The organism is Streptomyces sp. NPDC007971 (assembly GCF_042958635.1).
Lineage (GTDB): Bacteria > Actinomycetota > Actinomycetes > Streptomycetales > Streptomycetaceae > Streptomyces.
In genome coordinates, this window is record NZ_JBIBJK010000002.1 from 101,566 (window position 1) to 125,826 (window position 24,261).

General features: G+C 71.3%; 23 protein-coding genes and 1 tRNA gene. 18 read left to right on the plus strand and 6 right to left on the minus strand.

The features are described from left to right. Positions 1 to 51: 51 nt before the first annotated feature. Together ACFZCP_RS04205 and ACFZCP_RS04210 are read left to right on the plus strand one after the other, a co-directional pair. Positions 52 to 2,139, plus strand: coding sequence for a glycosyltransferase family 39 protein (locus ACFZCP_RS04205; protein ID WP_391423888.1), 2,088 nt, complete (start codon positions 52 to 54; stop codon positions 2,137 to 2,139). Between the two features lie 161 nt (positions 2,140 to 2,300). Further along, positions 2,301 to 2,621, plus strand: a complete 321-nt coding sequence (locus ACFZCP_RS04210; protein WP_391423890.1) for a GYD domain-containing protein — start codon at positions 2,301 to 2,303, stop codon at positions 2,619 to 2,621. 524 nt (positions 2,622 to 3,145) lie between these two features. Here ACFZCP_RS04210 and phoU read toward each other — a convergent pair. After that, the gene (phoU, locus tag ACFZCP_RS04215; protein ID WP_362681619.1) at positions 3,146 to 3,835 is read right to left on the minus strand and encodes a phosphate signaling complex protein PhoU; all 690 of its coding nucleotides are present in this window, start codon (positions 3,833 to 3,835) and stop codon (positions 3,146 to 3,148) included. A 233-nt stretch (positions 3,836 to 4,068) separates the two neighbouring features. On the opposite strand from phoU, the gene ACFZCP_RS04220 reads away from it, so the two are divergent. Both ACFZCP_RS04220 and ACFZCP_RS04225 read left to right on the plus strand, forming a co-directional pair. Next, on the plus strand, positions 4,069 to 5,322 hold the full coding sequence (locus ACFZCP_RS04220; RefSeq protein ID WP_391423893.1) for an ATP-binding protein: 1,254 nt from the start codon (positions 4,069 to 4,071) through the stop codon (positions 5,320 to 5,322). Next, complete coding sequence (locus tag ACFZCP_RS04225) at positions 5,319 to 5,999, plus strand: response regulator transcription factor (protein WP_010358452.1); 681 nt, start codon at positions 5,319 to 5,321, stop codon at positions 5,997 to 5,999. Before ACFZCP_RS04220 ends, ACFZCP_RS04225 begins: the two co-directional genes overlap by 4 nt. Positions 6,000 to 6,150: 151 nt before the next feature. Here ACFZCP_RS04225 and ACFZCP_RS04230 read toward each other — a convergent pair whose 3' ends face one another. Beyond that, on the minus strand, positions 6,151 to 6,852 hold the full coding sequence (locus ACFZCP_RS04230; RefSeq protein ID WP_391423895.1) for a DUF461 domain-containing protein: 702 nt from the start codon (positions 6,850 to 6,852) through the stop codon (positions 6,151 to 6,153). Between the two features lie 650 nt (positions 6,853 to 7,502). Here ACFZCP_RS04230 and ACFZCP_RS04235 point away from each other — a divergent pair. From ACFZCP_RS04235 to ACFZCP_RS04260, 6 genes are all read left to right on the plus strand, one after another. After that, the gene (locus tag ACFZCP_RS04235; protein WP_003953493.1) at positions 7,503 to 7,985 is read left to right on the plus strand and encodes a CarD family transcriptional regulator; all 483 of its coding nucleotides are present in this window, start codon (positions 7,503 to 7,505) and stop codon (positions 7,983 to 7,985) included. A gap of 326 nt (positions 7,986 to 8,311) precedes the next feature. After that, positions 8,312 to 9,064: a 2-C-methyl-D-erythritol 4-phosphate cytidylyltransferase gene (gene ispD, locus ACFZCP_RS04240; protein WP_391423897.1), complete on the plus strand. Its 753-nt coding sequence runs from the start codon at positions 8,312 to 8,314 to the stop codon at positions 9,062 to 9,064. Further along, positions 9,054 to 9,578 carry a 2-C-methyl-D-erythritol 2,4-cyclodiphosphate synthase gene (gene ispF, locus ACFZCP_RS04245; protein WP_362681607.1) on the plus strand — a complete coding sequence of 175 codons (525 nt, stop codon included), beginning with the start codon at positions 9,054 to 9,056 and terminating at the stop codon, positions 9,576 to 9,578. The genes ispD and ispF overlap by 11 nt, the downstream gene beginning before the upstream one ends. A gap of 64 nt (positions 9,579 to 9,642) precedes the next feature. Continuing rightward, positions 9,643 to 11,046, plus strand: coding sequence for a cysteine--tRNA ligase (cysS, locus tag ACFZCP_RS04250; protein ID WP_391423899.1), 1,404 nt, complete (start codon positions 9,643 to 9,645; stop codon positions 11,044 to 11,046). A gap of 87 nt (positions 11,047 to 11,133) precedes the next feature. Then, positions 11,134 to 12,075 (plus strand): 23S rRNA (guanosine(2251)-2'-O)-methyltransferase RlmB, encoded by a 942-nt coding sequence (gene rlmB, locus ACFZCP_RS04255; protein ID WP_362681600.1) that lies wholly within the window; start codon positions 11,134 to 11,136, stop codon positions 12,073 to 12,075. 123 nt (positions 12,076 to 12,198) lie between these two features. Next, complete coding sequence (locus ACFZCP_RS04260; protein ID WP_391423902.1) at positions 12,199 to 13,839, plus strand: DoxX family membrane protein; 1,641 nt, start codon at positions 12,199 to 12,201, stop codon at positions 13,837 to 13,839. 196 nt (positions 13,840 to 14,035) lie between these two features. Here ACFZCP_RS04260 and ACFZCP_RS04265 read toward each other — a convergent pair whose 3' ends face one another. From ACFZCP_RS04265 to ACFZCP_RS04275, 3 genes are all read right to left on the minus strand, one after another. Further along, on the minus strand, positions 14,036 to 14,767 hold the full coding sequence (locus ACFZCP_RS04265) for a nucleotidyltransferase family protein (RefSeq protein ID WP_362681594.1): 732 nt from the start codon (positions 14,765 to 14,767) through the stop codon (positions 14,036 to 14,038). A gap of 84 nt (positions 14,768 to 14,851) precedes the next feature. Beyond that, positions 14,852 to 15,313, minus strand: coding sequence for a hypothetical protein (locus ACFZCP_RS04270; protein WP_391423904.1), 462 nt, complete (start codon positions 15,311 to 15,313; stop codon positions 14,852 to 14,854). A gap of 207 nt (positions 15,314 to 15,520) precedes the next feature. Further along, positions 15,521 to 16,657, minus strand: a complete 1,137-nt coding sequence (locus ACFZCP_RS04275) for a sn-glycerol-3-phosphate ABC transporter ATP-binding protein UgpC (protein ID WP_362681588.1) — start codon at positions 16,655 to 16,657, stop codon at positions 15,521 to 15,523. 313 nt (positions 16,658 to 16,970) lie between these two features. Between ACFZCP_RS04275 and ACFZCP_RS04280 the strand changes: the two genes are divergently transcribed. Continuing rightward, positions 16,971 to 17,045, plus strand: a tRNA-Thr gene (locus tag ACFZCP_RS04280). A 60-nt stretch (positions 17,046 to 17,105) separates the two neighbouring features. On the opposite strand, the gene ACFZCP_RS04285 is transcribed toward ACFZCP_RS04280, so the two are convergent. Continuing rightward, entirely contained in the window at positions 17,106 to 18,746 is a 1,641-nt protein-coding gene (locus tag ACFZCP_RS04285; RefSeq protein WP_391423906.1) for an FAD-dependent monooxygenase, read from the minus strand. Between the two features lie 201 nt (positions 18,747 to 18,947). Between ACFZCP_RS04285 and ACFZCP_RS04290 the strand changes: the two genes are divergently transcribed. The 7 genes from ACFZCP_RS04290 to ACFZCP_RS04320 all read left to right on the plus strand — a co-directional run bounded on the left by ACFZCP_RS04290 (position 18,948) and on the right by ACFZCP_RS04320 (position 24,174). Beyond that, on the plus strand, positions 18,948 to 20,033 hold the full coding sequence (locus tag ACFZCP_RS04290; RefSeq protein WP_391423908.1) for a SchA/CurD-like domain-containing protein: 1,086 nt from the start codon (positions 18,948 to 18,950) through the stop codon (positions 20,031 to 20,033). An 87-nt stretch (positions 20,034 to 20,120) separates the two neighbouring features. After that, complete coding sequence (locus ACFZCP_RS04295) at positions 20,121 to 20,561, plus strand: cupin domain-containing protein (protein ID WP_362682021.1); 441 nt, start codon at positions 20,121 to 20,123, stop codon at positions 20,559 to 20,561. Further along, entirely contained in the window at positions 20,558 to 21,826 is a 1,269-nt protein-coding gene (locus tag ACFZCP_RS04300) for a beta-ketoacyl-ACP synthase II (protein ID WP_391423911.1), read from the plus strand. Before ACFZCP_RS04295 ends, ACFZCP_RS04300 begins: the two co-directional genes overlap by 4 nt. Beyond that, positions 21,823 to 23,070, plus strand: coding sequence for a beta-ketoacyl synthase N-terminal-like domain-containing protein (locus ACFZCP_RS04305; RefSeq protein WP_391423912.1), 1,248 nt, complete (start codon positions 21,823 to 21,825; stop codon positions 23,068 to 23,070). Before ACFZCP_RS04300 ends, ACFZCP_RS04305 begins: the two co-directional genes overlap by 4 nt. A gap of 19 nt (positions 23,071 to 23,089) precedes the next feature. Next, on the plus strand, positions 23,090 to 23,347 hold the full coding sequence (locus ACFZCP_RS04310; RefSeq protein ID WP_391423914.1) for a phosphopantetheine-binding protein: 258 nt from the start codon (positions 23,090 to 23,092) through the stop codon (positions 23,345 to 23,347). A 1-nt stretch (position 23,348) separates the two neighbouring features. After that, complete coding sequence (locus ACFZCP_RS04315) at positions 23,349 to 23,828, plus strand: SRPBCC family protein (protein ID WP_362681570.1); 480 nt, start codon at positions 23,349 to 23,351, stop codon at positions 23,826 to 23,828. Between the two features lie 22 nt (positions 23,829 to 23,850). Then, positions 23,851 to 24,174 (plus strand): TcmI family type II polyketide cyclase, encoded by a 324-nt coding sequence (locus ACFZCP_RS04320; protein WP_362681567.1) that lies wholly within the window; start codon positions 23,851 to 23,853, stop codon positions 24,172 to 24,174. Positions 24,175 to 24,261: the final 87 nt, after the last annotated feature.

Sequence of the window (24,261 nt, forward strand, 5' to 3'; positions counted from 1 at the left end):
CCGCCCGTGCACCGCCGCTCCACCTGACCTGCTGATCCGAGGACCACTGCCATGACCGCCATCCCCGCCGCCCAGCCCGCCGGAGCGCACCGAGGACGCCGGGCGCCCAGCCGCCGCTCCGGCCGGCCGGAAGACGCCCCGCGCTGGGAGCGCCCGGCGCTCGCCGGGGTGCTGGCGCTCGCCACGGTGCTGTACTCCTGGGGCATCGGCCACGCCGCGCTCCACCCCTTCTACGGCGCGGCGATACGGTCGATGGCCGGCGGCTGGCGGGCCTTCTTCTTCGGCGGGCTCGACGCCGCCGGTTCGATCAGCATCGACAAGCTGCCCGGCGCCTTCTGGCCCGACGCCGTCTCCGTCTGGATCTTCGGCCCGCACACCTGGGCGGCCGCGCTTCCGCAGGTCGTCGAGGGCGTGCTGACCGTATGGCTGTTGCACCGGATCGTACGGGCCTGGGCCGGTCCGTTCGCCGCGCTGATCGCCGCGCTGACGCTGACCCTCACCCCGATCACCGTGGTGCTCAACCGGGCCACCATCCCGGACACCGCGCTCACCCTGCTCCTGGTGGCGGCCGCCGGAGCGCTGCAGAAGGCGGTGCGCACCGAGCGGCTGCTGCCGCTGATCACCTGCGGGATCTGGGTCGGGCTCGCCTTCCAGGCGAAGATGCTGCAGGCGTGGCTGGTGCTGCCGGTCTTCGCCGCCGTGTACCAGATCGTCGCGCCCGGAACGCCGTTGAAGCGGGCCCTGCGCGTCCTGATCGGCAGTGCGGTCGCGCTGGCGGTCTCCTGCTTCTGGGTGCTGATCGCGTGGGTGACACCGGCCGCCGACCGTCCGTACCTCGACGGAACGACGGACAACAATCCGTTCGCGCTGGTCTTCGGCTACAACGGCCTGAGCCGCTTCAGCAGCGATTCCAACGCGTTCGGCGCCGTCGCGGGCACCGAAGCCAGCCGCACCACCGGCAACACCGGCTGGGACATGCTGATCAACCACACGGTCGGCCCGCAGGTCGCCTGGTTCCTGCCCCTCGCCGTGCTCGCCGCGGTCCTGGGCATCGTCTGGCAGACCGGGCGACCGCGAACCGATCTGCTGCGCGCGGGATTTCTGATGTGGGGCGGCTGGCTGGCCGTGCACATCCTGGTGTTCAGCGCCTCCAACGGCAACCACGCCTACTACACGGCCGTCATCGCCCCGGCGCTCGCCGCGCTGGCCGGCGGCGGGCTCGCGCTCTTCCGGGCGGAGTACGAGTCGGCGCACGAGCCGGAGCAGGCGGGGGGACAGGCGCCGGAACGCGAGGCAGAGCACAAGGCGGAGTACGGGACGCAGTACGGGACGCAGTACGAGGCGCAGTCCGAGGCAGGGCCCGAGGCGCAGTACGAGGCGGGGCCCGAGGCGCAGTACGAGGCGGGGCCCGAGGCGCAGTACGAGGCGGGGGGCGGTCGGCGGCATATGGCGCTGCCGGCGGCGATCGTGCTGACGGCGGCGTGGGCGCTGGTGCTCGACTGGCCCACCCGGTTCGTCTCCTGGCTGCTGCCGGTCGCGGTGATGCTCGCGCTGTGCGGCGTGGCGGGCCTGTGGACCCGCGGGCCGCGCACCGCCCCGCGGATGGTCCACGCCGCCCTCGCCGCCGGGATCGCGGCCACCCTGGTCGTACCGGCCGGCTGGGCCTTCTCCAGCCTCGACCCGCTCTACGCGGGCGCCACCACCTCACCGATGACCGGTCCGGTCGGCAACGCGTACCACGACAGCGTCCGTCACCACCACGCTCCGCGGAGGACAGGGCTGGACCGGCCCAGCGCCCGCGACACCGCCCTGCTCGACTACCTCACCGCGCACCGCCGCGGCGAGAAGTACCTGCTCGCCACCCAGGCCGCCTACACCGCCGAGCCCCTGCTGCGCGCGAAGTCCGAGCCCGTCCTCGTCATGGGCGGCTTCACCGGCAGCACCCCCTTCCCCTCCGCCCAGCAGTTCGGCAGCCTCGTCACCGCCCACCAGGTGCGCTATGCGCTGCTCACCACCCAGCGCCCCGCCACTGCCGCCACCACCTGGGTGAAGTCCCACTGCACCCGCGTCCGGCCCACCGCCTACGGCCGCCGCACCGACGGCAGCTTCGCCCTCTACGACTGCAAACCCCAGGGGTGAGGGTGCGTCCCCGGTGCGCATCGGGCACGGCCGCGCCGGATGCCGATCGGGGGCGTACCGGTTCCAACGAGTGAATCCGGCCGTGCGGTGGATGGCGGCCGGGGCGGCAGCGGGAAGGCCATCCTGCGTACCGGACACGTGACGGGCAGGGAGCACCGCCTATGCCGAAGTTCCTTATTCAGGCCTCCTACACGCCCGAGGGCACGAAGGGGGTGCTCAAGGAGGGTGCGAGCGGCCGCCGTGCCGCCGTCGACCAGGTCGTCACCGACCTGGGCGGGACGGTCGAGGCCATGTACTTCGCCTTCGGGCAGGACGACATCGTGCTGATCGTCGACTTCCCCGATCCCGTCTCCATGGCCGCCGTGAGCCTCACGGTCAAGGCCAGCGGCGCCCTCAACACCCGGGCCACGCCTCTGCTCACCCTCGACGAGATCGACGAGGCGGCCCGCCGGCAGATCGCCTTCCGCGCTCCCGGCAGGTGAACCGGGTCTGTCACCGGGACCCGTCAGGGCGCGCGCGTCACGGAAGCGCACCAGGGGACGGGTGACGAACCGGCCGTACCTCGGTGGCGGTCGGCGCCGCCCGGCACCGGGACCGGTGCCCGGCACCGGGACCGGCCGAAGCACGGGCCCCGGCCGTCATCGCCGGCCGGACGGGTGCGGTACGACGAGGGCCGGTGCGAACCGTTCGCGTTCACACCGGCCCGGGGAGTCGTACGGTCAGCCGCACTGGCAGGGGCCGCCGGACTGGCACCCGCACCCGCAGCCCGAACCGCAGCCGCACGCGCTTACCAGTGGCAGGCTCCTGATCTGGGCGCTCTGGTCGGTCTCGCGCTCCTGGGTGGGGTCGGGCGTGGTGCTGGGGGATTCGGCCATGGGTCCCTCCTCGACACGGGGGCTGGTGCCCTCGCCCATTGCATGCCCGTTTTGCTGGGCGCATCAACGGCGCATGGATGCGCCCGCACGCCCTTCCGACACTCCGCAAGCCCCCTGCCGGGCCGGGCGGGCTACGCCCCCTCGGTCCCGGTCACCGGCTGGATGTCCGCCTGCAGGTCGTCCGCGTGCTCGCCCGTGACCAGGAAGACGACGCGCTTGGCGACGGCCACCGCGTGGTCGGCGTAGCGCTCGTAGTAGCGGCCCAGCAGGGTCACGTCGACGGCCGTCTCGATGCCGTGCTTCCAGCGGTCGTCGATCAGGTGCTGGAAGAGGGTGCGGTGCAGCAGGTCCATCGCGTCGTCGTCCTGCTCCAGCTGGAGGGCGAGGTCGACGTCCTTGGTGACGATCACCTCGGCCGCCTTCGCCATCAGACGCTGCGCGAGCTGCCCCATCTCCAGGATGGTCGCGTGCAGGTCCTGGGGGACCGCGCGCGAGGGGAAGCGCAGCCGGGCGAGCTTCGCCACGTGCTGGGCGAGGTCGCCGGAGCGCTCCAGGTCGGCGGACATGCGCAGCGACGTGACGACGATACGAAGGTCCGTGGCCACCGGCTGTTGCCGGGCGAGCAGGGCTATCGCCCGGGCCTCCAGGTCGTGCTGCAGCTCGTCGACCTTCTGGTCCGCCTCGATCACGCTCTCGGCCAGCTTCAGGTCGGAGTCGAGGATGGCGGTCGTGGCGCGCCCGATCGCCGACCCGACGAGCCGGGCCATCTCCACCAGACCGTCACCGATCGAGTCAAGTTCCTCGTGGTACGCGTCCCGCATCAGGGTTCCCTCTCGTACGTGTGCTTAGGGGTTCCGGGGGCCCGTGACACCACGCGCCCCGTGGCGAAACCGGCGGTGCGAACCCCACGCTCCCACGTTCCGCCCCCGACGCGACCGTTTCTGCCACCACAAATGAACCAGTACTGGCTCCAAGGTGAACTCTGGGCGACGAGTGGCCGAGGTCGCACCTGGACGGCTGTGGTCATGTCGTACCTCATGCCTAACCTGGATGCATGGACGTGAACGCGGCGGTCGCCGCAGCGGCAGCGATCGCCGGGGTGCTCACCGGTGTCATCGCCATGCTGGCGTTCCGCTGGAGCGAACGCGACCAGAAGCGACCGACCAGGACTTCTTTGCACACCGATCCCGTACTCCCGCCCGGAGTGGACACCGTTCTCTCGGTGCTCCGCTCCTCGGCCGTCGTCCTCGACGAGGCCGACACCGTCGTCAAGGCAAGCTCCGCCGCCTATGCCCTCGGGCTGGTCCGCGGCGGCAAGCTCGCCATCGAACCCATGCTCCAGATGGCCCGTGACACCAGACGGGACGGGGAGATACGCCAGGTCGAGCTGGACCTGCCGCGGCGCGGCTCCGGCCGGGGCGAGGCGCTGGCCGTCTCCGCGCGAGTGGCCCCGCTCGGCTCCCGCCTGGTCCTGCTGCTGGTCGAGGACCTCACCGAGGCCCGTCGGATCGAGGCCGTGCGTCGTGACTTCGTGGCCAATGTGAGCCACGAGCTGAAGACGCCGGTCGGCGCGCTCTCCCTGCTCTCGGAGGCCGTCATGGACGCCTCCGACGACCCCGAGGCCGTCCAGCGCTTCGCGGGCCGCATGCAGATCGAGGCGACCCGGCTGACCAACCTGGTCCAGGAACTGATCGACCTCTCGCGGGTGCAGAACGACGACCCGCTGGAGGACGCCGAGCCCGTCCGGGTGGACGAGCTCGTCGCCGAGGCCATCGACCGGTGCCGTCACCAGGCCGGTACAAAACAGATCACCATGGCCGCAGGCGGCACCGCCGACCTGCACGTCTGGGGCAACCGTGGCCAGCTGGCCGCAGCCCTCGGCAACCTCGTCGAGAACGCCGTCAACTACTCCCCGGCCCGCACCCGCGTCGGCATAGCCGCCCGCCGGATCAGCGCGTCCGGCGGCGACATGATCGAGCTCGCCGTCACGGACCAGGGCATCGGCATCACCGACAAGGACAAGGAGCGCATCTTCGAGCGCTTCTACCGCGTCGACCCCGCCCGCTCCCGGGCAACCGGTGGCACCGGTCTGGGTCTCGCGATCGTCAAGCACGTGGTCGCCTCGCACGGCGGGGAGGTCACGGTCTGGAGCGCCGAAGGCCAGGGCTCCACCTTCACCCTCAGGCTGCCGGAGGCGGGTGTGGCCCGCGACCGCGCTCAGCAGCACCCCGACCTCGACGACGAGGCCGACAGCTCCACCGAGACATCCCCGTACGAACCGCTTCCCGCCCCGGAGGTCCTTCCGTGACCCGAGTGCTCGTCGTCGAGGACGAGGAGTCCTTCTCCGACGCCCTGTCCTACATGCTCCGCAAGGAGGGCTTCGAGGTCGCCGTGGCGGCCACCGGCCCCGACGGACTCGACGAGTTCGAGCGCAATGGCGCCGACCTCGTCCTCCTCGACCTGATGCTGCCGGGGCTGCCCGGTACGGAGGTGTGCCGCCAGCTGCGCGGGCGCTCCAACGTCCCCGTGATCATGGTGACGGCCAAGGACAGTGAGATCGACAAGGTCGTGGGCCTGGAAATAGGAGCCGACGACTACGTCACCAAGCCCTTCTCCTCCCGCGAGCTGGTCGCCCGTATCCGGGCCGTCCTGCGCCGCCGCGGTGAGCCGGAGGAGGTGACCCCGGCAGCGCTGGAGGCGGGCCCCGTCCGCATGGACGTCGACCGCCACGTCGTGACGGTCTCCGGCTCGAAGGTCGACCTCCCCCTCAAGGAGTTCGACCTCCTGGAGATGCTGCTGCGCAACGCGGGCCGTGTCCTGACCCGTATGCAGCTGATCGACCGGGTCTGGGGTGCGGACTACGTCGGTGACACCAAGACCCTCGACGTCCACGTCAAGCGTCTGCGCGCCAAGATCGAGCCGGACCCGGGAGCGCCGCGCTACCTGGTGACGGTCCGCGGTCTGGGCTACAAGTTCGAGCCGTAAACCGCACCCCACCGGACCGAGCCGGGCCGCACTGGGCCGCACCGGTCCCGCGACGGGTCGCACCGGGCCGCAGGCCCGGGCGCACGGTTCGGGTTCACCACGACGAAGGGCGGCACCCCGGCCGGGGTGCCGCCCTCGTGCGTGGGACTGCTCAGCGACCCGCAGCCGACTGCGAGGCGGAGTCGCTCGGGGTGACGCCGGCGGTCGCCTTGCCGCCGGCGGTCGCGGACGCCGAGGGGGAGGACTTGCCGCCCTTGCCCGGCTTGCCGTTGCTGGAGCCGGTCGCGCCCGGGGCCGCGGAGGTGGTGGCCGACGCGGAGGTGGTGGCCGAGGCGGACGGGATCTCGCTCGGGCCCCAGCCGGTGAAGTAGCTGGTGGCCGGGACCACGAAGGCGCGCAGGTCCACCGGACCGGTCTGGCTGAGGGTGAAGGTGACCTTCTGGGCGTTGCCGTCCTGGACCGCCTCACGGCCGCTGGCCACCACGGCGGAGGCGTTGTTCTTGCCGCCGATGACCAGCGAGCCGTGGGCCGGGACGGTCAGGCTCTGGCCCTTGGCGGCGGACAGCTTGACGGACTCGCTGCTGCCGGCGATGGAGATCGACTGCAGGGTCTGGTCCGTCTTGCCCTGGTTGAAGAGGGTCGCGGAGAGCACGGCCGGGCCGGACGCCTTCAGATCGGGCTGGGTGATGATCGTGGCGTTCTGGATCTCGATGTCGCCGACGCGGGTCGCCGCGTTGTCCGGCTTGATCTCCAGCGTCTGGGAGTTGTTGCCGGCGCCGCAGGCGGCGAGCGAGGCGATCGAGAAGGCGATGGCGGAGGCGGCGAGGGCGCCGCGTCGAAGGCTGCTGCTCACGGCGGCGGCAACTCCTTGAACGCAGGGGCGGCTCCTCTATAAAGCCACCCTAAGTGTCTGTCAGCGGCTTCAGGTTACCGAGCCGTTCCGGCGCGTCCGCACCCGACCCTCCCCCTGGCGCCCGGCTTCCCTCCGGCTGGCCGTACAGCACGGGCGCACCAGCCCTGTCCCGGCCGCCACAAGTGACCCGCGAGTCACTTTGACGCGGCACTCGTCCGCCATTCGCATAACGCGCCCACAACAGCGCAGTCCGCATCCCCGCAACACTCTCCGCAAATTTTCCGTGAAGGAATACGCGGTCCGCCCGGGATATTGATCACCGGCCACCCATCCGGCCCCCTGTGATCAATTCCGGATTCGTCTCACGGCCGACTCCGGTCACCGAACGGAGTAGCGGAAGTCGTACGCTTGGAAGCGGACAAATCGGGACGTTCATCCACTTGGGGACAGCCTGGCGAGCGTGTAGCGTACGCGTTTCACCCCGCCCGGAGAGCCCCTCCGACCTGCGAATTCCTCGTTCCGCAGGCCCCTCGCAGCACGTTCGTGTTGCTGTTGTCAAGCCCCGAGATATGCCCTGACCTGCGAAAACGCCATTCAGAAGACGCCGTATCCGTGTTACTCTGGATAGCCACGGAAGGGGTACCTGTCACATGACGTTCAAGGTTGGCGACACCGTGGTCTATCCCCATCACGGGGCCGCGCTGATCGAGGCCATCGAAACTCGTCAGATCAAAGGCGTGGACAAGACCTACTTGGTGCTGAAGGTCGCCCAGGGTGACCTCACGGTGCGTGTGCCAGCGGACAATGCTGAGTTCGTGGGCGTGCGTGACGTGGTCGGTCAGGACGGGCTGGACCGGGTCTTCGAGGTGCTGCGCGCACCGTATGCCGAGGAGCCCACGAACTGGTCCCGGCGCTACAAGGCAAACCTGGAGAAGCTTGCCTCCGGCGATGTCATCAAGGTCGCGGAAGTAGTGCGTGACCTGTGGCGTCGTGAGCGCGAGCGCGGACTGTCCGCCGGTGAGAAGCGCATGCTCGCCAAGGCACGCCAGATTCTGGTGAGCGAGCTCGCCCTCGCGGAGAACACGAACGAGGACAAGGCCGAGGCCCTGCTCGACGAGGTGCTCGCCTCCTGATGCGCGTCAGGTGGCATCCGCTGCCCCCAGCACGCTCAGCACAGTGAAAATGCCGCGGTGCCCGATGACACTGACCCTGTCGCCGGGCGCTGCGGCATGTTCGTCCCCGGATTCCGTCTGCCGGATGTCCGGTCGCCGTGCGGCCGGCCCGACGGGCCGCCGTACCGCTTGCCGTTCAGCTCGGAGGAAGTCCCCCGATACTTGGTGTGCCGGGCCCGGGCAGATGGCTCGACCATGGTCACGGAAGGGTCCGGTCAAGGCGTCGCGCCCGGCACTCCTCCAGGCCATACCCACGTAGGTCGAGCACACAAACCTGACAGGAACCGATGTCTGACGATTCGCGCCTCTCACCCGCGCAGATCCCCGTCGCCGCCGTGATTCCCGCCGCCGGCCGGGGCGTACGCCTCGGCCCGGGCGCCCCCAAGGCGCTCCGCGCGCTGAACGGCACGCCCATGCTGATCCACGCGGTCCGCGCCCTCGCTGCCTCCCGCCATGTCTCCTTGGTGATCGTCGTGGCCCCGCCGGACGGCGCCGCCGAGGTCAAGTCCCTGCTCGACGCGCACGCCCTGCCCGAGCGCACCGACTTCCTGGTCGTCCCCGGCGGGGACAGCCGCCAGGAGTCCGTCCGGCTGGGCCTGGACGCGCTGCCGCCCGAGTACGGCGTCGTCCTCGTCCACGACGCGGCCCGCCCGCTGGTCCCCGTCGACACGGTCGACGCGGTCATCGAGGCCGTCCGCGAGGGCGCCCCCGCCGTCGTCCCCGCGCTGCCGCTCGCCGACACCGTCAAGGAGGTCGAGCCCGCGGCCGCACCCGGCGAGCCCGAGCCGGTCGTGGCCACGCCCGAGCGGGCCCGGCTGCGCGCCGTGCAGACGCCCCAGGGCTTCGACCGCGAGACCCTGGTCCGCGCCCACGAGACCGTCACCGAGGACGTCACCGACGACGCGAGCATGGTCGAGCAGCTCGGCCTGGGCGTCGTCACCGTCCCCGGCCACGAGGAGGCCTTCAAGGTCACCCGCCCCCTCGACCTGGTCCTCGCCGAGGCGGTCCTCGCCCGCAGGAGGCTCAACGATGGCTTCTGAGGCATCCGGACCCGGGCAGCCGCAGGGCGGCGTCCCCCTGCTGCCCCAGGTCGGCATCGGCACTGACATCCACGCCTTCGAGGAGGGCCGCGAGCTGTGGTGCGCGGGCCTGAAGTGGGAGGGCGAGGGCCCCGGTCTGGCCGGGCACTCCGACGCCGACGTCGTCGCCCACGCGGCCTGCAACGCGCTCTTCTCCGCCGCCGGGCTCGGTGACCTCGGCCGGCACTTCGGCACCGGACGCCCCGAGTGGTCCGGTGCCTCCGGGGTCACCCTGCTCACCGAGGCGGCCCGGATCGTCCGCGAGGCCGGGTTCACCATCGGCAACATCGCCGTCCAGGTCGTCGGCCCCCGCCCGAAGATCGGCAGACGCCGGGACGAGGCCCAGAAGATCCTCACCGACGCGGCCGGCGCACCGGTGTCCGTCTCCGGCGCCACCACCGACGGACTCGGGTTCCCCGGCAGGGGTGAAGGGCTGATGGCCGTCGCCACCGCCCTGGTGGCCCGGACGGCCTGACGACGGGGCCGGGATGTGGCCGGACCGGTGCAACCCACTGCCCCCGGCCCACTACCCTGGAGTGGTGACCATTCGCCTGTACGACACCAGTGCCCGGCAGATCCGTGACTTCGCCCCGCTCAAGCCGGGTTGTGTCTCGATCTACCTGTGTGGCGCCACCGTGCAGGCAGCACCGCACATCGGGCACATCCGTTCCGGCCTCAACTTCGACATCATGCGCCGCTGGTTCGAGTACCGCGGCTACGAGGTGACGTTCGTCCGGAACGTCACCGACATCGACGACAAGATCATCGCCAAGGCCGCCGACCAGGGCCGCCCCTGGTGGGCGATCGGCTACGAGAACGAGCGCGCCTTCAACGACGGCTACACCGCGCTCGGCTGCCTGCCGCCCACGTACGAGCCGAGGGCGACCGGGCACGTCCCCGAGATGATCGAGATGATGCGCGCGCTCATCGAGCGCGGGCACGCCTACGCCGCCGACGGCAACGTCTACTTCGACGTGCGCTCCTACCCGGAGTACCTCCAGCTCTCCAACCAGGAGCTGGACAACCTCCGCCAGCCCGAAGGCGAGGGCGAGACCGGCAAGCGGGACCCGCGCGACTTCGCGCTGTGGAAGGCCGTGAAGCCGGGCGAGCCCAGCTGGGAGACGCCGTGGGGCCGCGGCCGTCCCGGCTGGCACCTGGAGTGCTCGGCCATGGCGCACAAGTACCTGGGCGCCGCCTTCGACATCCACGGCGGCGGCCTCGACCTGATCTTCCCGCACCACGAGAACGAGATCGCCCAGGCCAAGGCGTTCGGCGACCACTTCGCCGAGTACTGGGTGCACAACGCCTGGGTCACCATGAGCGGCGAGAAGATGTCGAAGTCGCTCGGCAACAGCGTCCTCGTGTCCGAGATGGTCAAGGTGTGGCGCCCCATCGTGCTGCGCTACTACCTCGGCACCCCGCACTACCGCTCGATGATCGAGTACAGCGAGGAGGCGTTGCGCGAGGCCGAGTCGGCGTTCGCCCGGATCGAGGGCTTCGTGCAGCGCGTGGTGGAGAAGGCCGGGGGAGCCGTCGAGCCGGCGGCCGAGGTGCCGCCCGCCTTCGCCGAGGCGATGGACGACGACCTGGGCGTCCCGCAGGCGCTCGCCGTCGTGCACACCACCGTCCGGCAGGGCAACAGCGCCCTGGCCGCCGACGACAAGGAGGCCGCCGTCGCCCGGCTCGCCGAGGTGCGGGCCATGCTCGGCGTTCTCGGTCTCGACCCGCTCGACGAGTTCTGGGCCGGCACCGGCGCCGACCGCGGCGAGGACCTGCACGGCGTGGTCGACAGCCTCGTACGCCTCGTCCTCGACCAGCGCGAGTCGGCCCGGAGCCGTAAGGACTGGGCCACCGCCGACGCCATCCGCGACCAGCTGGGCCAGGCCGGGCTGGTCATCGAGGACAGCCCGCAGGGACCGCGCTGGACCCTCGGTCCGCGCTAGCCCCGCTTGATCGATTGTGCCGCCCGGCCCTCCGGGCGGCACACTGCATAAGACGTACGTACGAAAGCTCACGAGGACAGGTAGGTCATGGCCGCGAACAACCGCCGCATGTCCGGCAAGAAGGGCGCGCAGGTCGGCAGTGGCGGCCAGCGACGCAAGGGCTTGGAGGGCAAGGGGCCGACCCCGCCCGCCGAGATGCGCAAGGGACACAAGAAGAACCGCGTCGCGAACGCCAAGGCCAAGCAGGCCGTGCGCCGCCCGGTGCCCAGGGGCCGGGCCGGCAAGTCGCCCTCCGAGCTGGTCGTGGGCCGCAACCCGGTGGTCGAGGCGCTGCGCGAGGGCGTGCCCGCGAGCACCCTCTACGTCCAGCAGTTCATCGACAACGACGAGCGTGTGCGCGAGGCCCTCCAGCTCGCCGCCGAGCGCGGCGGCATCAACCTCATGGAGGCACCGCGCCCCGAGCTGGACCGCATGACGAACGGCCTGAACCACCAGGGCCTGGTCCTGCAGGTCCCGCCGTACGAGTACGCGCACCCGGAGGACCTCACCGGCGCCGCCTACGACGAGGGCGCGGACCCGCTGATCGTCGCGCTCGACGGCGTCACCGACCCGCGCAACCTCGGCGCGGTCGTCCGCTCCGTCTCCGCCTTCGGCGGCCACGGCGTGGTCGTCCCCGAGCGCCGCTCGGCCGGCATGACCGCCGGCGCCTGGAAGACGTCCGCCGGCGCCGCCGCCCGCACCCCGGTCGCCCGCGCCACCAACCTGACCCGGGCCCTGGAGGCGTACAAGAAGGCCGGCCTCACGATCGTCGGCCTGGCCGCCGACGGCGAGGCCGAGCTCGGTGAGCTGGAGGCCCTGCAGGGCCCCGTCGTCATCGTGGTCGGCAGCGAGGGCAAGGGTCTGTCCCGACTGGTCGGCGAGACCTGCGACGTGCGGGTGCGCATCCCGATGCCGGGCGGCGCGGAATCGCTGAACGCAGGCGTGGCAGCCGGCATCGTCCTGTACGAGGCGGCGCGCCGACGGGCCTGAACACGCGTCCGTAACCTCACCCGTACGGGGTAATTCTGGCGCTCTGGGCTGCTTTGACGGGGTCCGGACACATCCGCCCGGTCAAAGCAGTGTCCAAACCCCACGTCGCTCGGTTAGGTACGTGTGGACACCAGAACACCCCGCACACCCACGGGGGACCGCTCGTCGGGATACGACGACGCTCCCGCGCTGAGCATGGTGAAGGTGCCGAGCGATCCGGCGCAGGTCATCGTCAATCACGCCAGCTTCCGCGTGCAGCTGGGCGCGACGGCGAAGCGCAGCCGGTCCCCGCGGATCGCCCGCCACCTGAGCGCCACCCAGGACACCGCCCGCTTCCCGGTCGTGGGCACGGCGGCCCGGTCCGGCGCCGCCGCGCCCGGCCGCCGCCGCCCCGTCGTGTGGAGCGGCAAGTCCGCCCCCGACGACACCGGCGCCCACCGCCTTCTGCAGGCCGTACGGGGCAGCAGCGTCCGTCACGCCGACGAGCCCGCCGAGGTCGGCGCCACCCAGGTCATCCCACGCGTCGAGCCCGGATACGGCGGCGGCTACGACAACCTCGACCAGACCGTCGAGACCCCCGTCGTCGGCCACCAGCGAACCCCCTGCGACGACGGCACCCGGCTCCTGCCGCACATGCGCTCGGACACCGACACCTACGGCGAACCGGCCTACGCGGGCGACGAGTTCGAACCGTACGACGACTACGAGGATCTCGACGACGACGATCTCGACGAGGAGCCCCGCGAGCGCCTGGCGACCCGGCACGGCGACGACCCGGCCCGGCACGCCTACTACCCGGGCCGCCGCCTCAACCTCGGCGTGGTGCTCCTCCCCCTCCGCGTCTTCCTCGGCTTCATCTCCATCTACGCCGGCATGGGCAAGCTGTGCGACCCCGTCTACTTCGACGGCGGCAAGCGTGGCTCCATGGTCAAGTGGCTCAACACCCTGCACCCCTGGGAAGTCGCCGAGCCGCTGCGCCAGTTCGCCCTGCACCACCCGGTCGGCTCCGGCCTGGTCATCGCCTTCCTCCAGGTCGTCGTCGGCGTCCTGACCGTCCTCGGCTGCTGGCAGCGCGTCGCCGCGGTCGTCGGTGCCCTGCTGTCCGCCGCCCTCATCGTCACGGTCAGCTGGCAGACGGTCCCCGCCTACGACGCCCCCGACATCATCTACCTGGCCGCCTGGTCCCCGCTGATCATCGCCGGCGCCCCCGTCTACTCCGTCGACGGCCGCCTCGCCGCCGGTGCCTGGCGCACCCTCGGCCCCCGCTCCGACATCTGGGAACTGCGCAGCTACGTGCTGCGTCGCGGCGCTCTCATCACGGCCATCACCGTCGGCCTCACGCTGCTCGTCGGCTCCCTGCTGGGCGGCGCCGTCCGCGACTCCAGCCGGGTGGTCGTCCCCGGCCCCGGCGAGGCCCCCCGCAACAACCAGCCGGGCTCGCCGCTGCCCCACCAGCCCGGCAGGCGCCACAGCAGCACCCCGTCGGCCTCCAGCTCGCCCACGGGCGGCGCCACCGCCGGTGCGAGCCCCTCCCGGGCGGCCACGACCCCGGGGGCGAGCCGCAGCGCCGGGACCGCCACCACCACGACGCCCAGCCAGACCCAGGGCACCGTGGGCCAGGTCCCGCCCCGCCAGTCCGCCCCGACGAGCGGTGGCGCCCCCAGTACGACGGCGGGGCCGACCAGCTCCGCCGGCGGCAGCACCTCGTCCGGTGGCTCCACCTCCACGGGCCAGCCGGGTCTGGTGGGCGGCTTGCTGGGCTGACCGAGCAGGACCACAAAGGGCCCCGTACCGGAAGGTACGGGGCCCTTTGACGCGCTCGCAGGGGGTGACCGGCTCGGGGGCGCGGGGATCGTATCGCCCACGCGGCTCCACCGCGTGGGCGCGACAGGCCGCCGCCCACGCGCGGTCACCGTACGACCCCCGCAGAGCTGTCCCGCAGAACCGTCCCGCAGAGCTGTCAGCGGCCCAGCGCCGCCAGCTCCTTGGCCGCCTCGGTCAGGTCCTTCGCCGTGTCGATGGCCCGCCAGTAGGCCCCCTGCGGAATGGGGAACCCGGCCAGCTGCCGTTCCCGCGCCAGCCGGGGGAACGTGGTCCGCTCGTGGTCCCCGCGCTCGGGCAGCAGGGAGGCGAACCCGGGCGAGAACACGTACACGCCGGCGTTGATCTCGAACGTGGACGGCGGCGCCTCGATGAAGTCGGTGATGTGCCCGAACCCGTCGGTCTTCACCGCGCCCCAGGGAATCCGGGGCCGGGCCAGCGCCAGGGTGGCGACGGCGTCCCGCTCGGTGTGGAAGTCGGCCATGTCCCGCAGGGAGAAGCGGGTCCAGATGTCGCCGTTGGTGGCGTACCAGGGCCGGTCGGGGTGGGGGAGATGGGTGGCGGCGTACCTGAGACCGCCACCGCGGCCGAGGGGCTCCGTCTCCACGACGGTGGTCACGGAGACGGGCAGGTCGGCCGAGTCCAGCCACTTCTGCAGGACCTCGGCGAGATGGCCACAGGAGACCACCACGTCCGTCACGCCCTCTTCGGCGAGCCATGCCAACTGGTGGCCGATGATCGGAGTGCCCGTGCCGGGGATCTCGACCATCGGCTTGGGCCGGTCGTCGGTGTAGGGACGCAGCCGTGAGCCCTGGCCACCGGCCAGGACAACGGCTTGAGTGGGGCGCAACGCGGCGCTCGGATGGGTCATGCTCCGAACTGTACGTGGCGCCCCGGCCGGGATTCCGACCGCAACCGGCTCCTTAAGGAGCCGTTACCCACTTCCCAACCGCGCTTAGCTGTGCGCGGCCAGTACGCCCGACGCGAAGGCCGTGTCGCAGACCGGACGGGCGTAGGACTGGGCGCGCGAGGCGCCGTAGATGCGCACCGCGGCCTGGCCCAGGGCACGGGCGATGGAGGAGCAGTGCTTCGCCAGCGACGGGCGCCCGTTGATCGCCTGCTGGAGGTGGGTGAGGACCACGCCCGGGTTCCGGTCCTGCAGCTCGCTCATCAACTGGTCGCGGAGCACGTCCTGCGGGGCGCGGGAGGCCGCCTTGGAGGACACCTCCGCGGAGGAGACGTCCGAGGCGGTGAGCACCGAGTTGGAGGGGCTCCCCGTCCAGTTGACCCGGGTGACCGCGAGGGTTCCGGAGAGCACCAGGACGACGGGCAGGACGAGGGCGAGAGTGCGGCCGATACGGCGGGCAGGGCCGCCCCGATGGCCGCGTCGTGTCTGAGGGTTGGTGGAGTGCTTCACGCGAGTGAGGGTAGCGCCCGGTGATGATTTGGCGACATTTAGTCACCCGTACGGGCGATGAAGGTCCGCATCTTTCTGGGTAGAGGGTTGACGCGCACCGCCCGAAATGATCGCTGTGCCGGGGTATGCGTAGACAGCGAAAGGGCCCCGCGGCGGTCCGCGGGGCCCATTTCGTCAACCTCGGCGCATGCGCGCAGGTCAGGTCGGTCAGTCGGAGAGCCGCTCGCCCGTGGAGGTCGAGAACACGTGGGTCTCGCCCGGCCGCGGGACGACGTGCAGGGTGGAGCCCTTCTCCGGCACCTGGCGGCCATTGACGCGGACGACCAGGTCCTTCGTCTCGCCGCCGACCTCGGCGCTGCCGTAGACGTAGCCGTCGGCGCCCAGCTCCTCGACCACGTTCACGGAGACGGCGAGACCGGCCGGGGCGTCCTCGCTGTCCTTGGACAGGGAGGCGGCGGCGCCCCCGCCCAGCTCGACCACGTCGAAGTGCTCGGGCCGGACACCGACGGTCACGGTGCGGTCACCCTTGTCGGCGGCGGCCGACAGGGCCTCCCGGTTGACCGGGACGACGCTGTTGCCGAACTTCACGCCGCCGTCGGTGATCGGGACCTCGACCAGGTTCATGGCCGGGGAGCCGATGAAGCCGGCGACGAAGAGGTTCGCGGGCTTGTCGTACATGTTCCGCGGCGAGTCGACCTGCTGGAGCAGGCCGTCCTTGAGCACGGCCACACGGTCGCCCATCGTCATGGCCTCGACCTGGTCGTGGGTGACGTAGACGGTGGTGATGCCGAGGCGGCGCTGCAGCGAGGCGATCTGGGTACGGGTGCTCACCCGGAGCTTGGCGTCCAGGTTGGACAGCGGCTCGTCCATGAGGAAGACCTGGGGCTCGCGCACGATGGCACGGCCCATCGCGACACGCTGGCGCTGACCGCCGGAGAGGGCCTTCGGCTTGCGGTCCAGGTACTCGGTGAGGTCGAGGATCTTCGCGGCCTCCTCGACCTTCTGCCGGATCTCCGCCTTGTTGACGCCGGCGATCTTGAGCGCGAAGCCCATGTTGTCGGCGACCGTCATGTGCGGGTAGAGCGCGTAGTTCTGGAACACCATGGCGATGTCCCGGTCCTTGGGCGGCAGGTGCGTGACGTCGCGGTCACCGATACGGATGGCGCCGGCGTTGACGTCCTCCAGGCCCGCGAGCATCCGCAGCGAGGTGGACTTTCCGCAGCCCGACGGGCCGACCAGGACGAGGAACTCGCCGTCCTCGATCGCGATCTCGAGCGCGTCGACGGCGGGCTTGGTGGAACCCGGGTAGATCCGGGTCGCCTTGTCGAACGTGACAGTGGCCATGGTGAATGGGCCCCCTTCTACCGGCAGGAACGTGCCGGACGATCCGTTGTAGGAAGGTGGTTGGTGTAGTCCACACCAGTGAACTGGGTCAGGACGGTACCTGGCGTTCACCTCGTATGTCAGTACCCGGAGCCCTGTGAAGTTCGCGGAAATTTTCGACCGGGGGCAGGACGCCGCCGGACCGCGGCGCCCGCGTGCTCGGATGGTCACGTACGGTTTTGGATCGGGTGGGCCGCGGAACTTCGTGGCTCGGGGAAACGAGCTCTGTGTACAGTGGAGCCGCCCTTCGCGCGCGGGTTCGTGGCGTGCGAATGCCTCCTTAGCTCAGTCCGGCCAGAGCAACGCACTTGTAATGCGTAGGTCGTCGGTTCGAATCCGACAGGGGGCTCCGAAAGGACGAAGGCCACCCGTGTCCCACAACCCGGGTGGCCTTCGTCGTCTGCACAGGTCAGGGTGTTCCGAGCAGGCTCTTGAGCACCTGTCGCAGCGTTCCCTCCGGGTCCGGGACCGCCCCGGTCGCCCGCCAGGCCACGTAGCCGTCCGGGCGTACCAGGACCGCCCCGTCGGCGGTGGTGCCGTGCAGCCGGGCCCAGTCGTCGCCCTCGGTGTCGTACGTCAGGTCCGCGTCGGCGCCGGGGCCGATGCGGTACGCGGCGAGCCGTACGCCGTCCGTGCCGGCGATGCGGCGGGCCGCCTCGTACCAGCCCGCGTCGTCCGGGGCGTCGGTGAGCAGGACGAAGGAGCGTTCGTACAGGTCGAGGGTGGAGATGCGCTGTCCGGCGCGGCGCAGCAGCAGGTGCGGGGCGCGGGTGCCGGGGCGGCCGGACAGTTCGAGGCTGTCGGGGACGACGGGCTCGTCGGGGCGGGCGCCGAGGACGGCGCCGTCGGGGTAGCGGTAGCCGAGGACGACGTTGAGGATGCCGCCGCGCCTGCCGGCGCCGACGCCGGGGGCGGGGGCGAAGCCGGGGTGGCTGTGTTCGACGGAGCGGGCGGAGGCGCGGGCACTGGTGGCGAGGGCGACCGGGCGGCGTTCGGCCTCGTAGCTCGACAGGAGGCCGGGGCCTGCCCAGCCGTCGAGGACGGCGGCGAGTTTCCAGGCCAGGTTGTGGGCGTCCTGGATGCCGGTGTTGGAGCCGAAGGCGCCGGTGGGGGACATCTCGTGGGCTGAGTCGCCGGCGAGGAAGACCCTGCCGAGGGCGTACCGGTCGGCGACCCGTTCGGCGGCACGCCAGGACGCCTTTCCGGTGATTTCCACGTCGAGGCCGGGGACGCCCACGGCCCGGCCGATGTGGCTCTGGAGGCGTTCGTCGGTGAATTCCTCCAGCGTCTCGCCGTCCTCGGGGTGCCAGGGGGCGTGGAAGACCCAGCGTTCCTTGTTGTCGACGGGGAGCAGGGCGCCGTCGGCGTCCGGGTGGGTGAGGTAGCAGCAGATGAAGTGGCGGTCGCCGACGACGTCGGCGAGGGCGGCGGAGCGGAAGGTGACGCTGACGTTGGCGAAGAGGTCGCCGGGGCCCGTCTGGCCGATGCCGAGGGCGTTCCGGACGGGGCTGCGGGGGCCGTCGGCCGCGACGAGGTAGTCCGCGCGGACGGTGAACCGCTGCTCGGTGGTGCGGTCCAGGACGGTTGCCGTCACGCCGTCGGGGTCCTGTTCGAAGGACTCCATCTGGTGGAAGTAGCGCAGGTCGCCACCGAGTTCCCGGGCGTTGTCGAGGAGGACGGGTTCGAGGTCGTTCTGGCTGCACAGGCACCAGCTGGTGGGGCTGAAGCGGGCGAGTCCGCCGCCCGGGTCGATGTGCTTGAACAGCCATTCGCCGGCGTCACCCACGAGGGTGGGTGTCTGCAGGATGCCGTGGTTGTCGGCGAGGAGTGAGGCCGCGGCCTTGATGTCCGGCTCGATGCCGGCCACCCGGAACAGTTCCATCGTCCGTACGTTGTTGCCGCGTCCTCGGGGGTGGATCGAGGTCCCGGAGTGCCGTTCGACGAGCATGTGCCGCACACCGAGACGGCCCAGGAACACGGACATGGAAAGGCCCACCAGGGAGCCGCCCACGATGAGGACGGGGACCCGGATGTCGGCTTTCTGATGCATCGAAGCCTCCAGAGGCAGGGGTGCGCGTGTGGGGCGCCTGTGAGTTCTCTTGCCCGGTGGCGCCCGCTCCGCGTGCCCAATCACCCACGTGGTTCATACGAGTCGCGGGCTTGTGGGGACAGGCACAGGATCAAGGAACGCTGCCGTCGCGTTGCCGGCGGCCGGCGTCGCCTCTGCCCCCGCGAAGGAGATGTGTCCAGGATGACCACGACGTCTGAACGTCACTCAGAAGCGTCGGCCCGTGAGGGTTCGAAGCGTGTCTCCCAGTCCGTGTTCGACGGCTCCCGGCTCCGGGTCGTCCTGCTCGTCGACGTGTACGACGGCGCGCAGCAGCAGTTCCTGGAGGCGTACGAGCAGCTGTGCAACCAGGTTGCATCCGTTCCCGGTCATGTCAGCGACCAGCTGTGCCAGTCCATCGAGAATCCGTCCCAATGGCTCATCACGAGTGAGTGGGAGAGTGCCCCGCCGTTCCTCACCTGGGTGAACAGCGAGGAGCACGTGCGGATGGTGCAGCCGCTGCACAGCTGTGTCCGTGACACCCGGTCGCTGCGCTTCCACATCGTGCGGGAGACCGGTGTCGCCACCGCGCAGATGCCACCGGAGGAGCGGCGGCTGCAGGCCCACCCGCGCATCGGCGACGGGGTGATCCGGCACGCGCTGACCTTCACGGTCCAGCCGGGCAGCGAGGAGAAGGTCCGGAAGATCCTCTCGGACTACGCCTCGCCCGAGGCCCGGGTGGACGACACGACGCGGCTGTGCCGGACCTCGCTGTTCATGCACGGCAACCGTGTGGTGCGGGCCATCGAGGTGCGCGGCGACCTGATGGCGGCGCTGCGGCACGTGGCCCGGCAGCCGGAGGTGCGGGCCGTCGAGGAGGCCATCAACCCGTATCTGGAGCAGGAGCGGGACCTCAACGACCAGGAGTCGGCGCGGGTCTTCTTCACCCGGGCGGCGCTGCCGGCCGTGCACCACGTGAGCGCGGGCGAGGAGCCGGAGGGCAGACGGCAGGCCCTGTGCTATCCGGCCCGGCCGGGCTGTGGGATGCGGCTGGCCGAGCTGCTGTCCGAGGCGGACACGGTGGCCGCGGACGACCCGGCGAGCCCGGTTCTGCGCAGCACGGTCTTCGAGCGCGACGACATCGTGATGCGGCTGGTCGACGTGCGTGGCGACCGGGACGTGGAGGCGCTGCCGGCGGGCTCGCGTGCGGCCGCGGAGGTGCGGGAGCTGCTCGACGAGGAGGCCGCCCGCATGGCCCTGATCACCGACCGACGTTCGCCGGGTGCCTGATCCGGCGGCCGGGTTTCCCAACCGCCGAGCGTCAGCGCGGCAGAGTCAACGGAGGAAACGTTGTCCATCAAACACCGTCCGAAAATCGTGGACCTCAGTGAGGTCGAGCCCAACGTCCGGCGAGGTGGCGACCTGCGCGCCATGCTCACCCCGGCCACGGTCGGCTCCACCAGCGGCTTCATGGGCGTGGCCATCGTGCAGCCCGGTGACCGCATCGGTGAGCACTACCACCCCTACTCCGAGGAGTTCGTCTACGTCGTCTGCGGGCAGCTGGAGGTGGACCTGGACGGCGAACCGCATGCCCTCAGTCCCGAGCAGGGTCTGATGATCCCGGCCCACATGCGGCACCGTTTCCGCAACGTGGGCAAGGTGGAGGCGCGGATCGTCTTCCACCTGGGTCCGCTGGCGCCGCGGCCTCAGCTGGGCCATGTGGACACCGAGGAGACCGAGGTGATCGGCGCGGCGGCGGTGGTCACCGAGCCGGCGCCCGCGGGTGCCGCCCACGACCGAGGTCAGGTTCTGTCATGACCCGGCGCGTGGCGGTCACTGGCATAGGCATCGTTGCTCCGGGCGGCATCGGCGTACCGGCATTCTGGGATCTGCTCGCCGATGGCCGGACCGCGACGCGGGGCATAACCTTCTTCGATCCCACGGGGCTCCGGTCGCGGATCGCCGCCGAGTGCGATTTCGACCCGGCGGCGCACGGCCTGGACGCGGACCAGGTCGCCCGGGCGGACCGGTACATCCAGTTCGCCCTGGTCGCCGGGGACGAGGCGGTCCGTGACTCGGGCCTGGACCTGGCCGGGGAGGATCCCTGGCGGGTCGGGGTCTCCTTGGGTACCGCGGTCGGCGGTACCACCCGCCTGGAGCACGACTACGTCCTGGTGAGCCAGCACGGGCAGCGCTGGGACGTCGACCACCGGGAGGCGCAGCCGCATCTGCACCGGGCGTTCTCGCCCAGTACGGTCGCCTCCGCGGTGGCGGAACGATTCGGCGCACAGGGTCCGGTGCAGACCGTCTCCACGGGCTGCACCTCGGGCCTGGACGCCGTCGGATACGCCTTCCACACGGTGGAGGAGGGCCGTGCCGACATCTGCATAGCCGGCGCGTCGGACTCGCCGATCTCCCCGATCACCATGGCGTGCTTCGACGCGATCAAGGCCACCTCCCCGAACAACGACGACCCCGCACACGCCTCCCGGCCCTTCGACAATCACCGTGACGGGTTCGTCATGGGCGAGGGCGGCGCGGTGCTCGTCCTGGAGGAGCTGGAACACGCGCGGGCCCGTGGCGCCCACGTGTACTGCGAACTGGGCGGCTATGCCACCTTCGGCAACGCCTACCACATGACCGGCCTGACCAGTGAGGGCCTGGAGATGGCCCGGGCGATCGACACGGCACTCGACCACGCCCGGATCGACCCGACGGCCATCGACTACGTCAACGCACACGGCTCCGGCACCCGGCAGAACGACCGCCACGAGACGGCGGCCGTGAAGCGGGCGCTCGGCCAGCACGCCTACGACACCCCCATGAGCTCCATCAAGTCGATGGTGGGGCACTCCCTCGGGGCGATCGGGGCGATCGAGGTGGTCGCGTGCGTGCTGGCCCTGGCCAAGCAGGTCGTACCGCCGACCGCGAACTACGACACCCCCGACCCCGAGTGCGACCTGGACTACGTCCCGCGCGTCGCCCGCGAACGGAAGCTGACCAGCGTCCTGTCCGTGGGCAGCGGGTTCGGGGGTTTCCAGTCCGCGGTGGTCCTGACCCGGACGAGGGAGAGGACACGATGAGCGAACCGCATGACCGGCGCGCGGCCGTCACCGGCATCGGGGTGGTCGCGCCCAACGGAACCAGCACCGACACCTTCTGGAAGGCCACCCAGGAAGGCCTCAGCGTCCTCGACCGGGTCACCCGCGAGGGCTGTGAGCACCTTCCGCTGAGGGTGGCCGGAGAGGTCCGCGCCTTCGAGCCGGCGGCAACCATCGAGGAACGGTTCCTGGTCCAGACCGACCGGTTCACCCACTTCGCGATGGCCGCGGCCGACTTCGCACTGGACGACGCCGGGCTCGGCCAGGCCGACGCCTCCGAGGCGCCGTACTCCATCGGTGTGGTCACCGCGGCCGGGTCCGGCGGCGGCGCGTTCGGCCAGCGCGAACTGCAGCAGCTGTGGGGCAAGGGCAGCCGGTTCGTCGGCCCGTACCAGTCCATCGCCTGGTTCTACGCGGCGAGCACCGGCCAGGTCTCCATCCGCCGCAAGTTCAAGGGCCCCTGTTCGGTCGTCGCCTCGGACGAGGCCGGGGGCCTGGACGCCCTCGCGCACGCGGCCCGGGCGGTGCGGCGCGGCACCGCTGTGATCGTGGCCGGCTCCACCGAGGCCCCGCTCGCGCCCTACTCGGTGGTCTGCCAGCTCGGCTACCAGGAGCTGAGCCGCGTGGAGGACCCGGCCCGCGCCTACCGTCCGTTCACCGAGGCCGCCTGCGGCTTCGTGCCCGCCGAGGGCGGCGCGATGCTCGTGGTGGAGGCGGAGCGGTCCGCCCGGGAGCGGGGCGCGGACATCCGTGCCTTCGTCGCCGGCCATGCGGCCACCTTCACCGGCGCCTCCCGCTGGACGGAGTCCCGGGACGGCCTGGCGCACGCCGTCCGGCTGGCGCTGGACGAGGCCGGCTGTGCGCCCGAGGAGGTCGACGTCGTCTTCGCCGACGCCCTCGGGGTGCCGGAGGCGGACCGGGCCGAGGCGCTGGCGATCGCCGACGCCCTGGGCGCGCACGCGGCCCGGGTGCCGGTCACGGCACCGAAGACCGGTATCGGGCGTGGTTACTGCGCGGCGCCCGTGCTGGACAGCGCGGCGGCCGTGCTCGCGATGGAGCACGGACTGATCCCGCCCACGCCGAACGTCTTCGACGTCTGCCACGACCTCGACCTCGTGACCGGGCGCGCCCGCGTCGCCGAGTTGCGTACGGCGCTGGTGCTCAGCCGCGGGCTCATGGGGTCGAACTCGGCGCTCGTGCTGCGGCACGGCGCTGTCAACGCCTAGCAGTACAGGAGGTAATCGCATGACCGCAAAGATCACTGTGGAAGAACTGGCCGCGCTGATGAAGAAGGCCGCCGGGATCACCGTCGCCCCGGAGGCGCTGCTGGAGCAGGGCGAGGCCGGCTTCGACGCCCTCGGCGTCGACTCGCTCGGCCTGCTCGGCATCGTGGGCGAGCTGGAGAACGCCCACGGCACCCCGATGCCCCCGGACGCGGAGCGCTGCAAGACGCCCCGGCAGTTCCTCGAGCTCGTCAACAGCACCCTGATGGCAGGAGCCTGACATGGCAGGACACACCCAGAACGAGATCACCATCGCCGCTCCGCTGGACCTGGTCTGGGACATGACCAACGACCTGGAGCGCTGGCCCGAGCTGTTCAGCGAGTACGCGTCCGTCGAGGTCCTCTCCCGGGAGGGGAGGAAGACGACGTTCCGGCTGACCATGCACCCGGACGAGAACGGCACCGTCTGGAGCTGGGTCTCCGAGCGCGAGCCCGACCGCGAGACCCTCACCGTCAAGGCGCGCCGTGTGGAGACCGGGCCCTTCGCCCACATGGACATCCACTGGCGGTACGAGGAGGTGCCCGCCGGCACCCGGATGGTCTGGACGCAGGACTTCGCGATGAAGCCGGACGCCCCGGTCGACGACGACTGGATGACCGACAACATCAACCGCAACTCCAAGGTCCAGATGGCTCTCATCCGGGACAAGATCGAGAAGGCCGCCACCGGGCACCGGCCCGCGCCGGCGCTGGCCGACTGAGCCGGACGAAGGAGCACCTCCCATGCACCAGGCCCTGATCGTCGCCCGGATGGCCCCGGGCTCCGCCCCCGACATCGCCAAGGTGTTCGCGGAGTCCGACCGCGGAGAGCTGCCCCACCTCGTCGGGGTCACCCGGCGCAGCCTCTTCCAGTTCGGCGATGTGTACATGCACCTCGTCGAGTCCGAGCGCGAGCCCGGACCCGCCATCGCCAAGGTGACGAACCACCCCGAGTTCCGGGACATCAGCGAGCGCCTGTCGGCGTACGTCAGCGCGTACGACCCGGAGACCTGGAGGTCCCCCAAGGACGCGATGGCACATCGCTTCTACGTCTGGGAGCGCGACTGAGCCGTACGGCGACCCCCGGACGGCCACCGGCCGCCGGGCCCGCAGTGTCGCGGGCCCGGCGGCCGGTGCGTCGTGTCCGGGTGCCCC